Annotated in this window: 15 protein-coding genes and 2 riboswitches; of the genes, 2 read left to right on the top strand and 13 right to left on the bottom strand. The window is 56.3% G+C overall.

What is annotated here, in order from left to right; genetic code table 11:
* Nucleotide 1 precedes the first annotated feature (1 nt).
* The 13 genes from LBR61_08470 to LBR61_08410 form a co-directional block, all read right to left on the bottom strand.
* On the bottom strand, nt 2-2,005 hold the full coding sequence (locus tag LBR61_08470) for a TonB-dependent receptor (GenBank protein MDR1732113.1): 2,004 nt from the start codon (nt 2,003-2,005) through the stop codon (nt 2-4).
* A 7-nt stretch (nt 2,006-2,012) separates the two neighbouring features.
* On the bottom strand, nt 2,013-3,230 hold the full coding sequence (locus LBR61_08465) for a hypothetical protein (protein ID MDR1732112.1): 1,218 nt from the start codon (nt 3,228-3,230) through the stop codon (nt 2,013-2,015).
* 54 nt (nt 3,231-3,284) lie between these two features.
* Nucleotides 3,285-4,040 carry an energy transducer TonB gene (locus LBR61_08460; GenBank protein ID MDR1732111.1) on the bottom strand — a complete coding sequence of 252 codons (756 nt, stop codon included), beginning with the start codon at nt 4,038-4,040 and terminating at the stop codon, nt 3,285-3,287.
* Nucleotides 4,030-4,518 carry a biopolymer transporter ExbD gene (locus LBR61_08455; GenBank protein ID MDR1732110.1) on the bottom strand — a complete coding sequence of 163 codons (489 nt, stop codon included), beginning with the start codon at nt 4,516-4,518 and terminating at the stop codon, nt 4,030-4,032. Before LBR61_08455 ends, LBR61_08460 begins: the two co-directional genes overlap by 11 nt.
* Nucleotides 4,515-5,030, bottom strand: a complete 516-nt coding sequence (locus tag LBR61_08450; GenBank protein MDR1732109.1) for a MotA/TolQ/ExbB proton channel family protein — start codon at nt 5,028-5,030, stop codon at nt 4,515-4,517. Before LBR61_08450 ends, LBR61_08455 begins: the two co-directional genes overlap by 4 nt.
* Nucleotides 5,031-5,120: 90 nt before the next feature.
* Nucleotides 5,121-6,122 (bottom strand): iron ABC transporter permease, encoded by a 1,002-nt coding sequence (locus LBR61_08445; GenBank protein ID MDR1732108.1) that lies wholly within the window; start codon nt 6,120-6,122, stop codon nt 5,121-5,123.
* On the bottom strand, nt 6,119-6,958 hold the full coding sequence (locus tag LBR61_08440) for an ABC transporter ATP-binding protein (GenBank protein MDR1732107.1): 840 nt from the start codon (nt 6,956-6,958) through the stop codon (nt 6,119-6,121). Before LBR61_08440 ends, LBR61_08445 begins: the two co-directional genes overlap by 4 nt.
* Nucleotides 6,959-6,985: 27 nt before the next feature.
* Nucleotides 6,986-7,948, bottom strand: coding sequence for a helical backbone metal receptor (locus LBR61_08435; GenBank protein ID MDR1732106.1), 963 nt, complete (start codon nt 7,946-7,948; stop codon nt 6,986-6,988).
* A 107-nt stretch (nt 7,949-8,055) separates the two neighbouring features.
* Nucleotides 8,056-8,245: riboswitch (cobalamin riboswitch) on the bottom strand.
* A 129-nt stretch (nt 8,246-8,374) separates the two neighbouring features.
* Entirely contained in the window at nt 8,375-9,409 is a 1,035-nt protein-coding gene (locus LBR61_08430) for an MtaA/CmuA family methyltransferase (GenBank protein MDR1732105.1), read from the bottom strand.
* Entirely contained in the window at nt 9,406-10,083 is a 678-nt protein-coding gene (locus LBR61_08425; protein MDR1732104.1) for a DUF1638 domain-containing protein, read from the bottom strand. Before LBR61_08425 ends, LBR61_08430 begins: the two co-directional genes overlap by 4 nt.
* The gene (locus tag LBR61_08420) at nt 10,080-12,041 is read right to left on the bottom strand and encodes an ASKHA domain-containing protein (protein ID MDR1732103.1); all 1,962 of its coding nucleotides are present in this window, start codon (nt 12,039-12,041) and stop codon (nt 10,080-10,082) included. The genes LBR61_08425 and LBR61_08420 overlap by 4 nt, the downstream gene beginning before the upstream one ends.
* Before the next feature lie 7 nt (nt 12,042-12,048).
* Nucleotides 12,049-13,461, bottom strand: a complete 1,413-nt coding sequence (locus LBR61_08415) for a monomethylamine:corrinoid methyltransferase (GenBank protein MDR1732102.1) — start codon at nt 13,459-13,461, stop codon at nt 12,049-12,051.
* 3 nt (nt 13,462-13,464) lie between these two features.
* Nucleotides 13,465-14,121: a cobalamin-dependent protein gene (locus LBR61_08410; protein MDR1732101.1), complete on the bottom strand. Its 657-nt coding sequence runs from the start codon at nt 14,119-14,121 to the stop codon at nt 13,465-13,467.
* 386 nt (nt 14,122-14,507) lie between these two features.
* A riboswitch (cobalamin riboswitch) is annotated at nt 14,508-14,713 on the bottom strand.
* Between the two features lie 192 nt (nt 14,714-14,905).
* Between LBR61_08410 and LBR61_08405 the strand changes: the two genes are divergently transcribed.
* Together LBR61_08405 and LBR61_08400 are read left to right on the top strand one after the other, a co-directional pair.
* Nucleotides 14,906-15,583, top strand: a complete 678-nt coding sequence (locus LBR61_08405) for a corrinoid protein (protein MDR1732100.1) — start codon at nt 14,906-14,908, stop codon at nt 15,581-15,583.
* 1 nt (nt 15,584) lies between these two features.
* A complete protein-coding gene (locus LBR61_08400; GenBank protein ID MDR1732099.1) occupies nt 15,585-16,622 on the top strand; it encodes a methylcobamide--CoM methyltransferase in 1,038 nt (345 codons plus the stop codon).
* Nucleotides 16,623-16,702: the final 80 nt, after the last annotated feature.

Genomic DNA, 16,702 nt, shown 5'->3' with positions numbered 1-16,702 from the left:
TTCAGAAAACCCTGGAAAGCGAGGCGTAAAAACTCCGACCGGGAAGCGGGTACCAGCTCATGCGGTCGAGCCCGCCGCCAACCGCTTTCAGTTTGACGTCCGGGCCGTTGTCCAGTACGTCCCGGACGCCGAAGGCCAGTTCCATATCCTCCTGAATACGCCATTTCATTCCCATGTTCAGCAGAAACAGGTCGTCGTACCGTACCGTTCCGGCCTGGTCGAAGTAGTTGTCGCCGGTGAACTGTCCTTCCACGAAAGCCCACAGACGGACGTTTCCCTTCCGGTCGGGAAAACGCCGGGTCAGCCGGACGCTCCAGGTCCATTCCGGGGCATTGGGCAGACGTCTGCCCTCTCTGAAGTTGTCGGGAGTTTCGTTTTTCGCCCGCATCCAGGTACCGGAAAAGGCCAGCTTCCAGAGGGGGCTGTCGATGCTTCCCTCCAGCTCCAGTCCATACACCCGGGCCCGGGCGATATTCTCATAGACTCCATACCGGGGGCTGGCCATGATGAACTCGATCAGCTCCTCCGTCTCACGCCCGAAAGCCGTCAGCATCAGCGCCACATCCGCGTTTTTTCGCTCACGCTTCAGGTTGTTCCAGGAGACGCCGAAGTCCCACTGGGTTCCCGTTTCCCATTTCAGTTTATCGTTCGGGCGGATCGTGGCTCCGTCGCCGTAGCGTTCGTACAGGTTCGGGGCCCGGGAATAAGAGCCGTACCCCGCCCTGAGAATCCATTCGCTTCCAATCTGCTTCGCGGCGGCCACGCTCCAGGCCGTTTTCCCCTCGTTTCCCGCGGCGTCCCACCGGAAGGAGGGAGTCAACAGCAGGGAGCCATCGGGGGTCAGGCTTATGGAGTCCTGCAGCACGGCCTTCCAGGTGGCACGATCAAAGGAGCGCCGTCCCTGGAACACCGTCACCACGTCGCCTTCCACGTCCAGTGACTCATTGCTTCCCGAGACCGTCGCCTCGAAAAAATGCCGCGTTCCCCAGGTCCAGGAGGCGTCCAGAGAACCGGAAAACCGTTTGGCCCGATATTCGTTGTGACGCTCCCCCATTCCCCCCAGAATGTTGTCCGGATTGTCCCATACTCTGTTCTGAGCCAGATATTCCAGCCTCCAGCCCCAGAGCACCGCTCCCCATTTCTGCCTGCGGGACAGGGACAGGTCCCATTTGTCGGTATCCAGACGGGCTCCCCGGGGTGAATTCGATTTGTCCATGCCTGGCGCGGGAGAGGGAAGGTCGCGATCCTGGCGGCTCCAGGAGAAACGTCCGTCCCAGTGGTCGTCCTCCCATTTGAAAAGAAGGTCGGTCATTCCGTATCCGTTGCCGCTGCGCTTCGCGTCGTAGTCGTCCTTTTCGTTGTAGGGCGTGCCGTTATCGTTGCGGTAGGGGAAATTTCCGTCACTGCCACGGTATCCCGCCGAGGCGAGATATTTCCCCCTCCCCAGAGGGCCGGACTGAGCGATTCTGCCCTCCTTCGCGCCGAAAGATTCGACGCCCAGGGTGAGGGTCGTTCGCTTTTTGGCCTCCGGCGCCCGGGTGACGATGTTGACGACTCCGCCCATCCCCGCCTCCGGAAAACGAGATGGAATATACCCCTTATAAACCTCGATCCGGCTCACCTCCGCGGCGGGGACGGCGGAAAGGTCCACCGCGGCCTCGCTTCCCAGGTTCTGCAGAACGCCGTCAAGGTACACCGCCACCTGCGCCGAAGTGCTGCCCCGTATGGAGGTCACGGTATAGGCTCCCCGGCCTCTGGCCCGGATCACGTGCAGTCCCGGCGCGCGCTCCAGCAACTCGGGAAGCGACCGCATCTCTCCTTTCATCTCATCGGCATGGATCACCGTCACACTCCCCGGAGATTTGTCGCGGTCTTCCTCGAAGGCCGAAGCGGACACCACTTCCTCTTCCAGTTCTACAGGCGCCGCCGCGGAGGGAGACGGCAAAAAAACGCTCCCCCATAAAACGAGAATAATCGCAATCCGTGTTCTCCGTCCGGCCTTCATGCTCTCGTCACTTTCTCCCGCGCAGCATCCCCAGAGGCAGAAAGAGAATCAAAACCAAAGCTCCCGTCACCGAGTTGCAGCCTCCGCCGCCGTCTTTGTCGCTGTCGCTGTCGTTATCTCCGTTCGGTTTGGAGATATTGGGAATCACCGCCACAGAGTAGAGATTGCCTCCCAGTTCCGGAGTGAGCAGCGTCTTTTTCAGAGAGTTGTCGGCCGGGTTGAAAAGGAGCAGAATGTCTCCCGCCGCCGTCACGAGGGCGTTGTTGTCGCCGTCCCAGGCGAGCTGGAATGTATAGCCCGACCGGGATGAAATATCCCGAACCTTCTCCACCGCCGTTCCCGTCCATTTATACAGGGTGCTGACGGGGAAGAAATCCTCTGCCGTCAGGTAGGTCTGCCCTGTGAAGTACAGGGTCCCTCCGGCGCTGCACACGGCCGAGACGCCCTCGGAAAAGGAGTCCCCCAGCAGAGGCGTTACGGTTCCGGTGGCCAAATCGAGAACGTCCACGCCGCCGGAGGTGCCGAACCCCTGAGGGCCTCCCCAGCCGGCGATGACGATTTTATCCCCCCACAGAGCCATATCCGTGGAGTTTTTGCCCGCGTCACTTTCCGAGACCGGAGTCAAATCCAGGGTCAGCTTCACGACTTTACTGGGGCCGTAGATATAATTGGGATACTCCCCCTTCTCCTGGGTGAAAAGGGCGTAAACAAACCCGTCTTTCACCAAAACTTCCTCCGCGTGAGCCGTGAAGTCCGAGGATGCGAGCAGAGCATATTCTCTGCCGGTGAGTTTTCCGTCGGGAAGAGAGGCCTCGACAATTTTTCCCGCTACGCTCCCCACCGCGCCGAAGCCGGCCGCGTAAAGCCTGTTTCCCGAGGCCGCCATACTGTGAATGTTGACGACGCTCTCCCAGGATTCGTTCGCCAGAGGGACCTCCCATCCCTGAGCCGGGGCGTAAATCATAATCCTGTCCCCCACCGCGTAGTTGGATCGGTCCACAACCGCCACACGGGACTCCGAATTGTGAAAGAAGGAAAAGACCGCGCTGTCTCCCGTCAGATTGGGAACGAGCGCGGAGGCGGTCAGGGTCTCGTCCACCAGTCCCAGCAACCCTGAAGTGTAACTGAAATCCACCGTCGTATAGACTGTGTTTGCCGTCGCCTCCCCACAGAGCGACAGCAGCAGGCACACCGCAGGCAAAAACATTTTTACGCGTTTTCTCATATCATGACCTCCAATACAAATGATGATTTATTCATAAAATCAAAAAACCGCGGATTATCGATTCAGACGAAACGTCACCGGAACCCGTGCCCGCGTCCTGCCGGCGTTTTCGAACTTCCATTTTCGAACCGCGGACACGGCGGCCTGATCCAAAACCGGAGAACCGCTGCTCTTTTCCACCGAAACCCCCGAGACGCTGCTTCCCTCCAGAGTGATCAGCAGCGTGACCGTCCCTTCGTCTCCACGCCTGCGGGCAATGGCGGGATAATCCGGCCTGACCCTGTTCAGAACCCTGAGACTCGATATATCCAAAATCGCGGACGAAGAGGACCGCGCCGATGTCGAGGCCGCCGCCGAAGCTGAGGCAGCAGCCGATGTCGATGACGCTGTCGATGTCGTTATTGCCGATGACGACGGCATCGAGGCCAATTCCGGCCGTTTTTCCGAAGCAGGAGGTTCAGGTCGTTTGGCCGGGGATTTTTCCGGAGCCGTTTTCCGTTTTTTTTGCGGCTTCGAGGGGGGAACAGGCCGTGTCACCTCCGGAATTTTTTCCAGGTTTTTCGCTTCGGAAAATTTTTGCGAGTCCTTCGAGTCCTCCGTTTTCGCTTTCGTTTTTGTTTCTGCTTCTGCCGGCGCCTGAGGTTCCGCCATGCGACGCAGCGTCACGGTCACCACCGGTGAGGACGCAATATCCGCCGCCTCTCTCTCTCCGGGCAAAATCCCCAGAATCGCCGTATGCACGGCGACACTGAAGAGCAGGGCCGCGGCCCAGCGGGCAGATTCAATTTTGGAGCCGGCCTCAGGGAACATGAGAAAACGCCGAGCCCGTCTTTGAAGGCGACGTCGCCGCAGAGGGCGTCGACTCGTGAGAAACATCCGTCCGGCTCGCAGTTCGGGATTTTCCCCGCAGAACCAGCCCCACGCGCTCCGCTCCCGCGCTCTGCAGCTCATCCAGCAGCCCCGCCACTTCCCCGTAGGGAGCGTCCCTGTCTCCCGCCACCAGAATTTCCCGTTTACCGGCATTTTCCCGTACAAGGCGGTAAAGGTCCTCAGAGGTGACCGGCTGAGGAAAATCCGCCCAAAAAACCTTTCCCTCACGGGTCAGAGTCACCAGAAAGGGATTGCCGTCGTTCACCGGTTCCCCGGTCCCCTGGGGAAGGTCCACCGTCAGGCGTCCCTGAATGAAGGTACTGGCGAGGACAAAAAAAATGATCAGCATGAACAGAATATCAATCAGCGGGGTGATGTCGATGTCCGCGCCGTTTCCCCTCCTTCGGGCTTTTTTCATTTTCTCCTCAGCTTTTCCTGAATCCAGGCGTCGGCCTGCCGGTTCAGACGCTCTTCCTGCCGGTCCACCGCGGCGTTCAAAAACCCGCTGGCAACCAGAAGGGGAACAGCACAACACAGCCCCGCCACCGTGGTGAAAAGGGCCACCCGAATACCGCCGGTCACTTTTGTCACATCGATTCCCGTCCCCAGGGTCAGAACCCGAAACATCTCCACCATACCCAGAACGGTCCCCAGAAGTCCCAGCATCGGCGTGACCCGAACGATAATCTCCAACAGGCCGAGGTGCTTCTGCCAGACGAACATCTCCGCCCGAACGCAACGGTCCGCAAGCACCTGGAGGTCATCGCCGTCGAGATCCTTCTCCGTTTCAGGCGGGGAAAACGCTCTGCCGCCGGCAAGGGTGAAAAAAAGAAAACGTTCCGCCAGAAGGGCCACACCCGTCAGGGACAACCCCAGAATGACCCACATGATCGGCCCCCCCGCATCCATATAAAACATGAACTGGCTCATAAAAACTCTCCCTTTTCAATTTCCCTTTTCAAATACTGATTTCAGATATTAATTTTAATTTCGCGTAATCGTGTACTAAAAAAGACGCCCTCAGCAGGGCCGGCGGCGCAGCAGCAGCCACAGAAAAAACGGGGCCCCCAGAAAAGAGGTGATGATCCCCACGGGGAGTTCCATGGGAGCCCAGAGCGTTCGGGAGGTCGTATCACAGGCCGTCAGAAAGGCCCCTCCGAAAAAAATCGAGGCTGCCGCCAGCTTCCGATGGGAGACTCCCACCATGAGGCGGCACAGGTGAGGAACCACCAGCCCCACAAACGCAATGGGACCGCAGAGAGCCACGCAGGCGGCCACGCACAAAGAGACGACCGGAAATAAAATCCTCCTGGTCCGTCCCAGGTTCACCCCACGGGAAACCGCGATTTCGGGGTCGCAGAGCAACAGATCCAATTCCCGGGCAAATCCGATGGAGACTCCGGCGGCCAGCAAAAAAAACGGCAGAAGCCGAACGCCCTCCTCCAGGCCGATGACCTGTATTCCCCCCAAAGTCCAGCGCAGAAGCCGGAAGGAGTCATGATAGGCCCCTATATACTGGACGATCATGACGAGACTGGAAAAGAAAAAATTGAAGGCCACTCCCGCCAGAAGAAGCGCCACCCCTCCGGAATCCAGCTTCAGATCCGCGATGGCCTGCAGAGCCAGCACACAGCAAAAAGACCCTGCAAAGGCGCTGATCGCCGTTCCCGAAAGTCCAAACAGCGAAAAGTTCCAACCCATGTAGATGCAGAAAGCCGCTCCAAAGGAGGCCCCGCTGGCCACGCCGAGCATGGTGGGTTCCGCCAGGGGATTGCGAAAAAGCGCCTGAAAAATCATGCCGCAAAGCCCCAGTGTCGCGCCGCAAAGCCAGGCCAGGAGCACCCGGGGGACTCTCAGGTCCCAGAAAATCCGACCGCTCTTCGTCGTCGCCCCGCGCTTCAGGATGTCCTCCCAGGAAAGACTTTCCGGGCCGCAAAACGGAGCCAGGAGCAGCACCAGAGTCCCCAGGACCACAATCACGAGAAGCAGACGGCTCCTTTGCCTATCCAATATTCCTGTCATGGACGTCTGCTCTCTTCTCGAATCGTCACCCTCGAAGCGAAAGCCGCCGGAACCACCAGAGGGGCCTGTTCTCTGTCCATCGCTCCCTCGAAGCGCAAAAAATCCGTCTCGAAAAGCCGCTCCAGCAACCCGGGCCTGGCCAGGGCGGCGGCGCTTCCCTCCCAGACGATCGAGCCCTTTGACAGGACGATCAGCCGATCCGCCGACTGCAGCGCAAAATTCAAATCGTGAGTTACCGCCAGTATCGTGAGTTTTTTCCGCTGATGGACAAAACGAATCAGCTCCAGCATCTCGACCTGGTGGCGATAATCCAGATACGTGGTGGGTTCGTCCAGCAATAACAACTGCGAGCTCTGGGCCAGAGCGGCGGCGATCAGAACTCTCTGACGCTCTCCGCCGCTCAGGGAGTCCACGAAACGTCCTTCCAGCCCCTCCATTCTCACAAGCCTCATGGCCTCTTCCACCACCCGAAGATCCTCCGCGGACTCCATCTCGAAGGATTTCTTCCAGGGATAACGTCCCTGCTCCACGAACTGCTGAACGGTAAAGCCGGAAAAACCATCGGTGAGCTGCGGCACATAGGCCATCTTTCGGGCCAGCTCTTTTTGAGAAAACCGCCGGGCGGACTTCGAGTCCAGAAAAATCTCACCCCGATAACGGGGAAAAATGCGGTCAATGCACTTCAAAAGGGTGCTCTTTCCAGCGCCGTTGGGCCCCACGATGGCTACAAACTCTCCCCTGCCCAGGCTGAAACTGAGGTTCTTCAATATCGCTTCGCCGTTGACGGGAAACGTAAGATTTTCCACTTTCAGCGCAGGACCGCCTTTTTCTTCCATTTCTTTTTCTCTGAACCGGACGGACATTCACTTCGCCGGAGGAATTCGGTCCGAGTAAGCCAGCTCCGTGAGTTTCGGCTCGGAAGGTGCTGGGGCTGGATCTGAAGGTTTCGGATCTGAAAGTTTCAGTTCCGGATGAATGAAAGTCAGAAAATCCTGAAGCAGCAGAACGAGACGGGGCCCCGGGTGGAGCGCGTAATTCCCCGCCAGCAGGTAAATGTGTTTTTCCTTCACCGCCCGCAGCTCCGGACGGCTGTCCCACTGGGTGAGAAGATTGTCAGGTCTCACTCCATCGCGAAAGCCGTGGTCCCCCACGATGTCGATGATCAAATCCGGGTCGAGGCCGATCAGCCCCTCCGCCGTCAGCCTGGGATAGGAAAGCCCTTCGATGGTGAAAGCGTTGCGTCCGCCGGCCAGGTAGATCAGCTCGTCGTAAAAGGAGTTTTTCCCCGCGATGTAAAGGGAACGAATGACCGGATCCGTGATGTCGCGGTCCACGGCGGCCACCACTTTGGGACGGGGAAGAGACCGGGTAAGCGCCTCCGCCTGAAAGAACCGGGCCCGCATGGAATCCGCCAGAATTTTACCTCTTTCGAAAACGGAACAGGCCGCCGCCAGCTCCTCAATCGAGTCGCAAAGTTCTTTCAGAGTTTCGTGATGCAGGACGAAAGTGGTGATCCCCAGCCGCTCTATCCTCTCCTTCAGGCTTTCGTTCAGGTTGTCCAGAACCATGAAATCGGGGGCAATGCTCAAAAGAGTTTCCAGGTTGATGTCCAGCAGACTGGCGACTTTTGGGATTTTTGCGGCCTCCGGCGGATAGTCGCAGAATCGGGTGATTCCAACGAGGCGTTCCCCCAGAGAAAGAGCGAAAAGAATTTCCGTTGCGGCCGGCGACATGGAAATAATGCGTTCCGGAATCGCTGAAAAAACCGGTCCGGTCGTCATCAACAGAAAAGCGAAGCAGAGAGTCCAACGTCGAATACGATTCATAATTCACTCCCTCAATCAGAAAACAAAATAAAAAGAAGCTTCCTGAGAGGCTTCTCCATCGATAAAAACCGGACAGATTCAAAAAGCCTCTTACGCCCACGCGCAATTTTAAGGCAAAACATCTCGACCGGTCTCCTGACTTTCACTCATCCTACTCTCGCATCTTCCCGCCTGGTTTATCCAGGCAGTGATTTTTCGCGATTTCGTCCTGTTTACAGTGGCGGGGCCGCTCCGGATTCGCACCGGATTCCCTTTGTCGAAACGCGTTCCTGTTTTGTTGTACACCATTCTATCATCACAGAGACTTCTTCAGGATACGTATTTTTGATTTAAAGTCTCTGCAAAGTACAATCTTATGAATGCGGCCAGCCCGCCAGTATGCAGCTGGCAGAAAACAGCTTTCTCTCGGCTCAACAGTCTGTTTGCTTATTTCGTTTCCGTGAAACGAAGGCGGTATCTGTGTCCCGCTTCTACCATCGCGATCAAATTTTCAGTCGGCGTGCCCGGCGCCACGGCGCATCCGGGTGAAATCAGCGCCGCGCCGTCCTCAATGGAGCTCTCTACGGCCGAAGTCACATCCTCGGGCGTACCTTCAAGCAAAACCTCCATAGGATGCACCGCTCCGGCTATGGAGGTACAGAGCCCGTATCCCGCGAGCGTTTCCCGTGCCGCGGGAATGTTTACGGAGGACTCCACACTGACGGCGTTCGCTCCTGTCCGAGCTACATCGGCTATGATACCGTCCAGTTTGCCGCAGATGTGGATGATGGATGGCAATTTAACGGCTTCCTCCAGCCTGGTTTCGTATCCGGCAACGATTTCCCGGTACATTTTTGGGCTTATCATGTCCAGCGAGGCCATCATATCCTCAATCACTATGACATCTGCGCCAGCCTGCCTGTAAGCTTCGGCGAGGGCCGATCCGCATTTCAGTCCCAGTTCGAGAAACGGGGTTATCGCTTCCGGTTTTTTATATGCTGTTTTCAGCAGCACAGTGATACCCAGAAGACTGGCGGCGATGCTGAAAGGTCCGCACAACCCGGCCATGACGGCAGCGCTGCCGTCAAAACGTTTTTTGATAAGTTCGACAGCCCTGAGAACGACAGGGATCCTGCCCAATTGCAAAAAGTCCCGGGGAAATTCCGGATCGTCTCCAATTTTGAACGGGTGTTCCGCGATACTGGGCAGATGGAGAGCTCCGCCGCTTTTTATCACGGCTCCCAACGCCTCAGCCTCAACGGTTTGACAATACGGAACGCGCACGGCGTCCAGCCCCAGTATTTCAGCTCCGGCGCCCGATAAAGCCGCCATCATTTCCGGGTCGCCGTGAGCCTGGGGCCAGGGAGCGTTCACCCGTTCCATAACGTCGTAGGTCGCGTGCTGGCACACGCTTATTACCGGCGTACAATCCGTCGTTTCATTGCGTAAAGCCGCCAGAACTCTTTTCGTCGATGCGTTCATATTCCGAAATGTTCTTCCGTGACGACGCCGTGAGGACTTATGTTGACGAACAAATCCGGGTCGTCCCACGGTCCGGCGAGAATTTTTTCCATGATTCCCAAGTCCCCGACAGTTTCGCCGTATTCCAAATTCAGCATTCGGGCCGATTCTCCGGCGTGACTGCGTAAATCCGTCCCACAGGCGACGGGGGAATGAATATATATCAGCCGCCGATAATTCGCGTACATGATTTTTTGCAATTTTTTCGCCTTCTCCTCACCGTATTTATCGCGCCAGGCTTCGTATTCGTGTAAAATTCCCTGTCCACCCTCCACCCATCCCCGACATAAGTAGTAAGTGCCAGGTTCTTCTTTCTGATACCGTTCGAATTGCACCAAGCTTCCCAACAGTATTGGAACGCAGTCGTGGAATTTCGGGATGATCAGAGAGGCGCAGCCGTTCCGGATGCCGCTCGCCGAGCCGCCGCACAACCCAAAAGCGAGGATGACGCGATCGTACCCTGAACAGGTGTCCAGCGCTTCCTGGAGTTTGTTGTGCAGTTTTTTCGGTACGAGGTGCAAACCGAGCTCGATGAAACTGATATCGGCGTTCAGATTTTTTTCGCGCGCGATTTTTTCGAGCTCTTTTTTCATGACCTCGCAGGCCAGGATCTTCGTGCGCGCCGCCGCTCTCATCGTTTCGCCTCTCGTTTGCGCTCCGCTCCGAAAGACGGAATATTTTGAAGTATGTTTTCCAGATGGGGAAACCTGTCTTTCGCGTGAGGGAACGTCATCGCGTCCATAAAGCGGCGCTGGAAATCCGGTTCCGCCGCTGTTTCGACAAATTCGACGCGTCGGGCCGTCCGCGCCGCTTCATCCCGTTTGTCCCTGTCCAGAAGGGCCAGCTTCGCCCCGTCTCCGGCCGCGTTTCCCACAGCTGTGACGTTTTCCGGCGGGCAGTCGGGAAACATCCCTATCAGGCGGGCGCTCTCCTGATTTATGTAACTTCCGAAAGCCCCCGCCAGTTTAACGCTGGATATGCGACCACCCCCGAATTTTTCCATCAGGTACGCCGCTCCTGTGTATATGGCTGCCTTCGCGAGCTGCACGGCTCGCACGTCCGCCTGAGTGACGGAGATATCTTTGCCTGTCGATGTTTCCTCCGCCCGGGCCAGCACATATTCGGATTTTCCATCGTCCCCTTTTCTCACCCGTGCGGTCCTCGCCTCCATGTTCAATCGTCCGGACGGAAGAATGATTCCCGTTTTGAACATCTCGGCTATCGCGTCGATGATGCCCGACCCGCAGATACCCCTGGCGCCTGTCTCTCCGCTTCGCGGAAACCATTCGTCGCTGCCTATGACCTTATATTCCGGTTCAAGAGTCGCCGGATCTATCCGGACGTGCTCGATAGCGCCATTCGCGGCGCGCATACCGAACCTGATCTGCGCTCCCTCGAAAGCGGGACCGGTTGCGCATGAAGTGCAGAGCAAACGGTCTCTGTTCCCCAGATCCAATTCCCCGTTGGTGCCGATATCTATTATCAATTGCGTTTCGCCGCTCCTGTAGGGCTCCTCGGCAATCAGCACAGCCACGTTGTCCGGACCGACGAAACCGGCCTCTATCGGCAGCGAATGAACATTGCCGGCCGGATTGATTTTGATCCCGAAATCCCGGGCTTTTACGTCGAGAGGCGCGTTTTCCGCTGGCACGAACGGCAGCCGGCCAACGTAAGACGGGTCGATGCCGAGGGCGATATGATGCATGACGGTGTTGTAAACCAGAACGGCTTCGTCTATCTGTTCAGCGACGATTCCGGCCTGCTCCGCCAATTCGGACAAAAGATCGTCGACGGCTTCAAGGATGGCTTTCCTGAGTATCGACAGTCCATCCTCCTGATTCATTATGTACGCGATACGCGCCAGGACGTCCTCTCCGTATACGATTTGCGGGTTCATCCGGGAGGCCTGGGCCAAAACCTCCCCGGTTCGCAGGTTGCACAGGAAGGCGACGACGGTTGTGGTTCCGATGTCGAAGGCGACGCCGAAAGCGTCGGGCGCGGTTCCTGGGGTGACGCGGATAATTTCCCTGCCCTGCCAGACCGTCGCCGTAACCTTCCAATCGCCGTCGCGCAACGCTCCCGGCAGAGACCTGAGCGTCACAAAGTCCACGGAAACCCCACCCACGCCATGCTGACTCGACAGCGCCGCGACGAGCCGCGCCCGATCGGACAACGAATCTTCGAGGCTGGGAGGTTCCATCGTTACGTAATAGTTCCTCACCGCCGGGTTTACCCTGTAGTTTCTCAAACTGCCGTTCTCCAGAACCGTCTGTTTGGTTCCGCGGCTTTCCTCCGGTACCGTGACCGATACGCTGCCGGTTATCCGGGCGCAGCACGCCAGACGGTAGCCCGCCATAAGCTCATCTGCACTCAACAGACGGGTTTCCTCCGGAGTTACCGGCGAGAGCGCGCCCTGGCATCCGTTTTCCGCTGTCACTCGACATTTGCCGCACTTTTTATCGCCGCCGCAGGCGGCTTCGATGAAAACACCGAGGTCCTGAGCCGCCCGCAACAGCGTTTTTCCTTCCGCAACCGTTCCCCGTATGCCCGAGGGCTGGAAGGTCACATGATGTTCGTTCCGTACGCCGGACATTCGTCCCTCAGTCGATCGGAAGCCCCAGATCTCTCAGCTCCGCCTTGACTTTATTGTATATGGCCAAATATTCCGGCTTCGGCTGAACGGTCTTCAGATCGTACACTTCCCTGAAATCGCCGCCTCTCGTGTGGAGCGTACGATCGTCGATGTAGGGCTGATATTTTGGCAGAATCTTCTGAACGAGCTCGTTGGCCCTCGCCCTCGTGAAGCGCGCTTTGCCGACCGCCCGGCCCACTTCCGCCGCGAACCTGGCGCCGAGCCCTCCGGCTTGGTCGAGCCCTCCGCTCTGATGTCCGGTTCCCCCGGCGACCCAGAAGCCCAACGTGGCGCTGCCGATCGCTCCGGCGGCCGTTTCCCAGAAGTACTCCTCGCTGCCTATTCCCGCCGTCATCTGCCACGCCGCGCCGATGAGGGCGGTGAAGTTGGTATGTTTCGAGAACGCCGCGCCGCCGAAATTGGCGACATACAGCGCGTATTTGCTGGAATTGCTGAAATAGAGCGCGTCGGTTGGCCAAGTGCCGAGCTGGGTAGGTTCGTAGAGCACAGTGTAGGCTATCAGGTCCGCGACTCCGTTGACGACTGATGTTGCCGGACCTCCCGCCGCACCGCCGATGTAAGCCTGGAGAATACCCCACAGGTTTGCTCCGTACTGGTGCCAGAAATAAGCGCGTGTCATCTGGTCATAGTCGGTTTTCAGATGCGGCATCACGTAAACGTGACGCACGTCGCCCTTTCCGACTCCCCAGTTGATATTGGCGGCCGCTATTTCAGCCTGAAGGTTGACGGGCGTGCTCGCTCCGTCGCTCAAACCCGGTCTGCCCACTCTGCGAAGAACATCCTTGACGGTAGCCACACGGTTGATTTCGGCAATCAGTTCGAAGGGCGACCCCGGTTTTACGGGCACTCCGTTTATCTCGGGAGTGACGCCCTGAAAATGAACGTAGTCCACCAGAGGTTCCTGCGCGAAACTCAGCGCTATCTTGGCATAAAGGTCCTCGGAAATAGGCCCCAGGATGCGTCCCATCGTCCCTACCGGAGTCGGCCCGCTGTCGTAGTCTTCGAACCCTCGGTGGCCGACCGTGATGGAATCGCTGCCCTCGCCTATCGTGGCGGAACTCGGAAGGTTTTTCAGCGCGGTGTCTACCTCTTCCGGGCTGAACTTAATTATTCTTTCCGTTGTGGTGTTCAAAATACCCACGTCCAGCAGAAGTTCGTAGCCGGCCTTCCAAATCGCGTCCAACTCGTCATCGTCGGTCGGAACCGTTCGCTTGGGGTCGAATTCGATTCTGTATTTTTTAGTGAGTTCTTTCAGTCTGGGCCAAAAGATCTTCGTGTCGAATTCTTTTTGAAAAGCTATGGGACCCGTTTCCCCGCGTCCCCAATATTCTATGAATTTTCCTTTCGTTCCGTGTCCCATCTTTTACGACCTCCCCAGAAGCTGATTCACGACCTGCACAGCGCCGATCGCATCCTGCGAGTAGCCGTCGGCTCCGATGCGGGCCGCCCATTCTTTCGTCGCGACGCCGCCGCCAACAATCACTTTATAGTTCCTGCGCACGTTTTTGGCTTCGAGAAAATCGATCAGGTCCTTTTGCACCGGAAGCGTGGTAGACATCAGCGCCGAAGCCGCTATGACCTTCGCGTCGAATTTATTGGCTTCTTCCAGAAACCTGGAAGGCGCGACGTCCACTCCGAGATCGCGAACGTCGTATCCGGCTGTGAGAAGCATTGTGGACACCATATCCTTGCCTACCTGATGCACGTCTCCCTTGACGGTGCCTATGATAACTACCGGTCTGGATTCTGAGTTGGTCTGTTTTTTCAGAATTTCCGGTTCAAGAATGGTAAGTCCCGCCTTCAATGCGTCGGACGCCAGGATAATTTCGGGCAGGAAAACCTCCATTTTCTGGAACTGGTCCCCGAGGCTGTTAAGGGCGTCTCCCATCGCCGAAACAGCCTTTACCGGGTCTGCTCCCGCCGCGATGATTTCCTTTGCCGCCTTGATGGCGGCATCTTCGTCAAAGTCCAGAATGGCCTGGCTGATATCGCTGATAAGCTGCTTTTCGTCCCTTGCCATATAAAAATACCCCCTCTCCGTGTTGTTGATTATTTCGTGGTTTTTACCACGTCCGGAAATTCGTAAATGCCGGACGCTGCCCCGCATGCGGGGTCCCTTTTCATAAAACAGGCACCGCGTTTCGCCGCATCCGTCCGAAAAAGCGGACAATATGCGTCAATCGGTACATATTTGGAAAATCTTGATTATATTCAACCGGTAGAATAAACCGCTCAGATACAAAAAACCCACCTCCCGGCTATTATTGATTGTTCTGCTGATTTGCGCGCCGTACATTCAATCTGGCGTAACGTGCGAAAATTTCGGCGCACAAAACAAACAGACATCGATAAAAGCGCTGACAAACCGAAAAATATCCATAAAATATCCATGTTAAACAGGGTTCCCTCGGGTGGAATTTGAGCGGCAGGTTTCCTGGCTTACGGCGTTCTTTCTTTTCCTACTCCCGCGTCTTCTCGGCTTTTACGTATTACGCCAATGACATGCTGCAGTTTCGTTCCGATTACAGTAGCGGGGCTGCTCCGGATTTTCACCGGCTTCCCTGAAAAAATTAATACGTCATATTTTTATTACTTATCTCAGCAGGAGATTCCAACAAACTTAAGTATATTATATATATCATATAATAATAATATGAATTATTAGATATAATATCTTGCTTTTAAAATTTGTCAATAGTTGACACGAAAAAAAATATTTATATAATTTATAAAATATATTATTTTGATATGTATTATAGTGGTGATACCTGCCGCTGCGGGAATCGACGGGAGAGACAATGAACATGATGGATGACAACATGACGGATGACGCTGAAAATATTTTTGCCCGACTGTCGAACGCGGTCGTCGGTATGGATGAGGACACGACCGTCGAACTGGCCCGCGAAGCCCTCGACCAGAACGTCGACGCCTATGAAGCCATAGACAGAGGTCTCTCGGACGGAATGCGGCGGGCGGGAGATTTGTTCGAAAACGAAGAATATTTCGTTCCCGAACTTTTGATGTGCTCCGACGCCATGTATGCCGGATTGAATATACTCCAACCGCACATCAGACGCAGCGGCGCCGGAGTCAGACGCAGGATTGTCATAGGAGTGGTCGAGGGGGATACGCACGATATCGGCAAGAATCTCGTGAAAATCATGCTGGAGGCGGCGGGTTTCGACGTGCTGGACCTCGGGCGCGATATTCCTCCGGACCTGTTCATTGACGAAGCTCTAAAAAACGAAGCGGACGTGATCGCCCTTTCGACGCTGATGACGACAACGCTGCCCGGAATGAGAAAAGTGGTAGATTTATTGAATGCGCGGAATATCAGGGAGCGTTTCAAGGTCATGGTGGGCGGAGGTCCCGTTTCGAAAGCGTACGCCGATAAAATAGGCGCGGACGGTTATGCCGGAAACGCGACTGAAGCTGTGAAACTCGCCGGAAATTTGTGCGGTGCGCCGGTGGTAAAGTAAGATGACTGACATCAGTCCGAAAGAGCGACTTGCCCGCGTACTCGACAGGGAAACGGCCGACCGTCCTCCTGTCATTTGCCCCGGCGGAATGATGAACGCCGCGGTCGTGGACGTTATGAAAAAAGGAGGGCACACTCTCCCGGAAGCGCATCACGACGACCGGATGATGGCGTCTTTGGCGGAGGACGTAAACGAGTTCACCGGTTTTGAAAATTACGGACTTCCGTTCTGTATGACTGTGGAGGCGGAGGTGTTGGGCAGCGCGATAAACTTCGGAACGCTCGGCTGCGAGCCCAAAATACGGGAGGAAAGATACGCCAGCGCGGGTTCAGTGGAACGGCTGAATATCAGGACAGCCCTCGAGTCGGGCCGGGTGGGAACGGTCACGCGGGCTGTCCATTACCTGGCGGGGAAGCACGGTGATATTCCCGTCATAGGGAATCTGACGGGGCCGGTGAGTACCGCGGCTTCCATCGTTGAACCCATGACTTTTCTGAAAGGTTTGATAAAGGACAGGGATAATTCAGCCAGGCTTTTGGATTACGTCACGGATTTTCTGATTGCTTACGGATGCGCGTTGATAGAAAGCGGAGCTTCATTCATTTCGATCGCCGACCCTACCGCCACGGGTGAAATAATGGGGCCGGCCTCATTCAAAAAATATGCCGTTCCATGCCTTAACAGGCTTGTCGGCGCACTGAACGAGGCCGGTGCAAGGGTTATAGTTCATATATGCGGCGATATCAGGACAGTTCGCCAATATATACCGGAAATACGCTCACAGGCCATATCCACCGACGCTGTCGTCAACCTGAAAAAATTGAAAGATGATTATCCGCAGCTCGTTACAATGGGCAATGTGAGCACTTACGCGCTGGAATTCCAGACGCCGGAAAACATTGTGGAACAGACCGGACGTCTGGTGCGGGAGAGCGTCGATATCGTGGCGCCCGCCTGCGGACTCAGCACATCGTCCCCGATAGAAAATATCCGCGCGATGACCAAGACGGTGAAGGAATCCAGGGTCCTGACATCATGAAAACGGCGGCTTGAGGCCGCCGTTTCGCTTCTTATGGCTGAACTGCCGAAATTTTTTATACCGCCGTTCAATATCGATTA

The sequence above is a fragment of the Synergistaceae bacterium genome, assembly GCA_031272035.1.
In the GTDB taxonomy this organism is placed as follows: Bacteria; Synergistota; Synergistia; order Synergistales; family Aminobacteriaceae; genus JAISSA01.
This window is presented reverse-complemented; position numbering and strand designations above follow the sequence as displayed.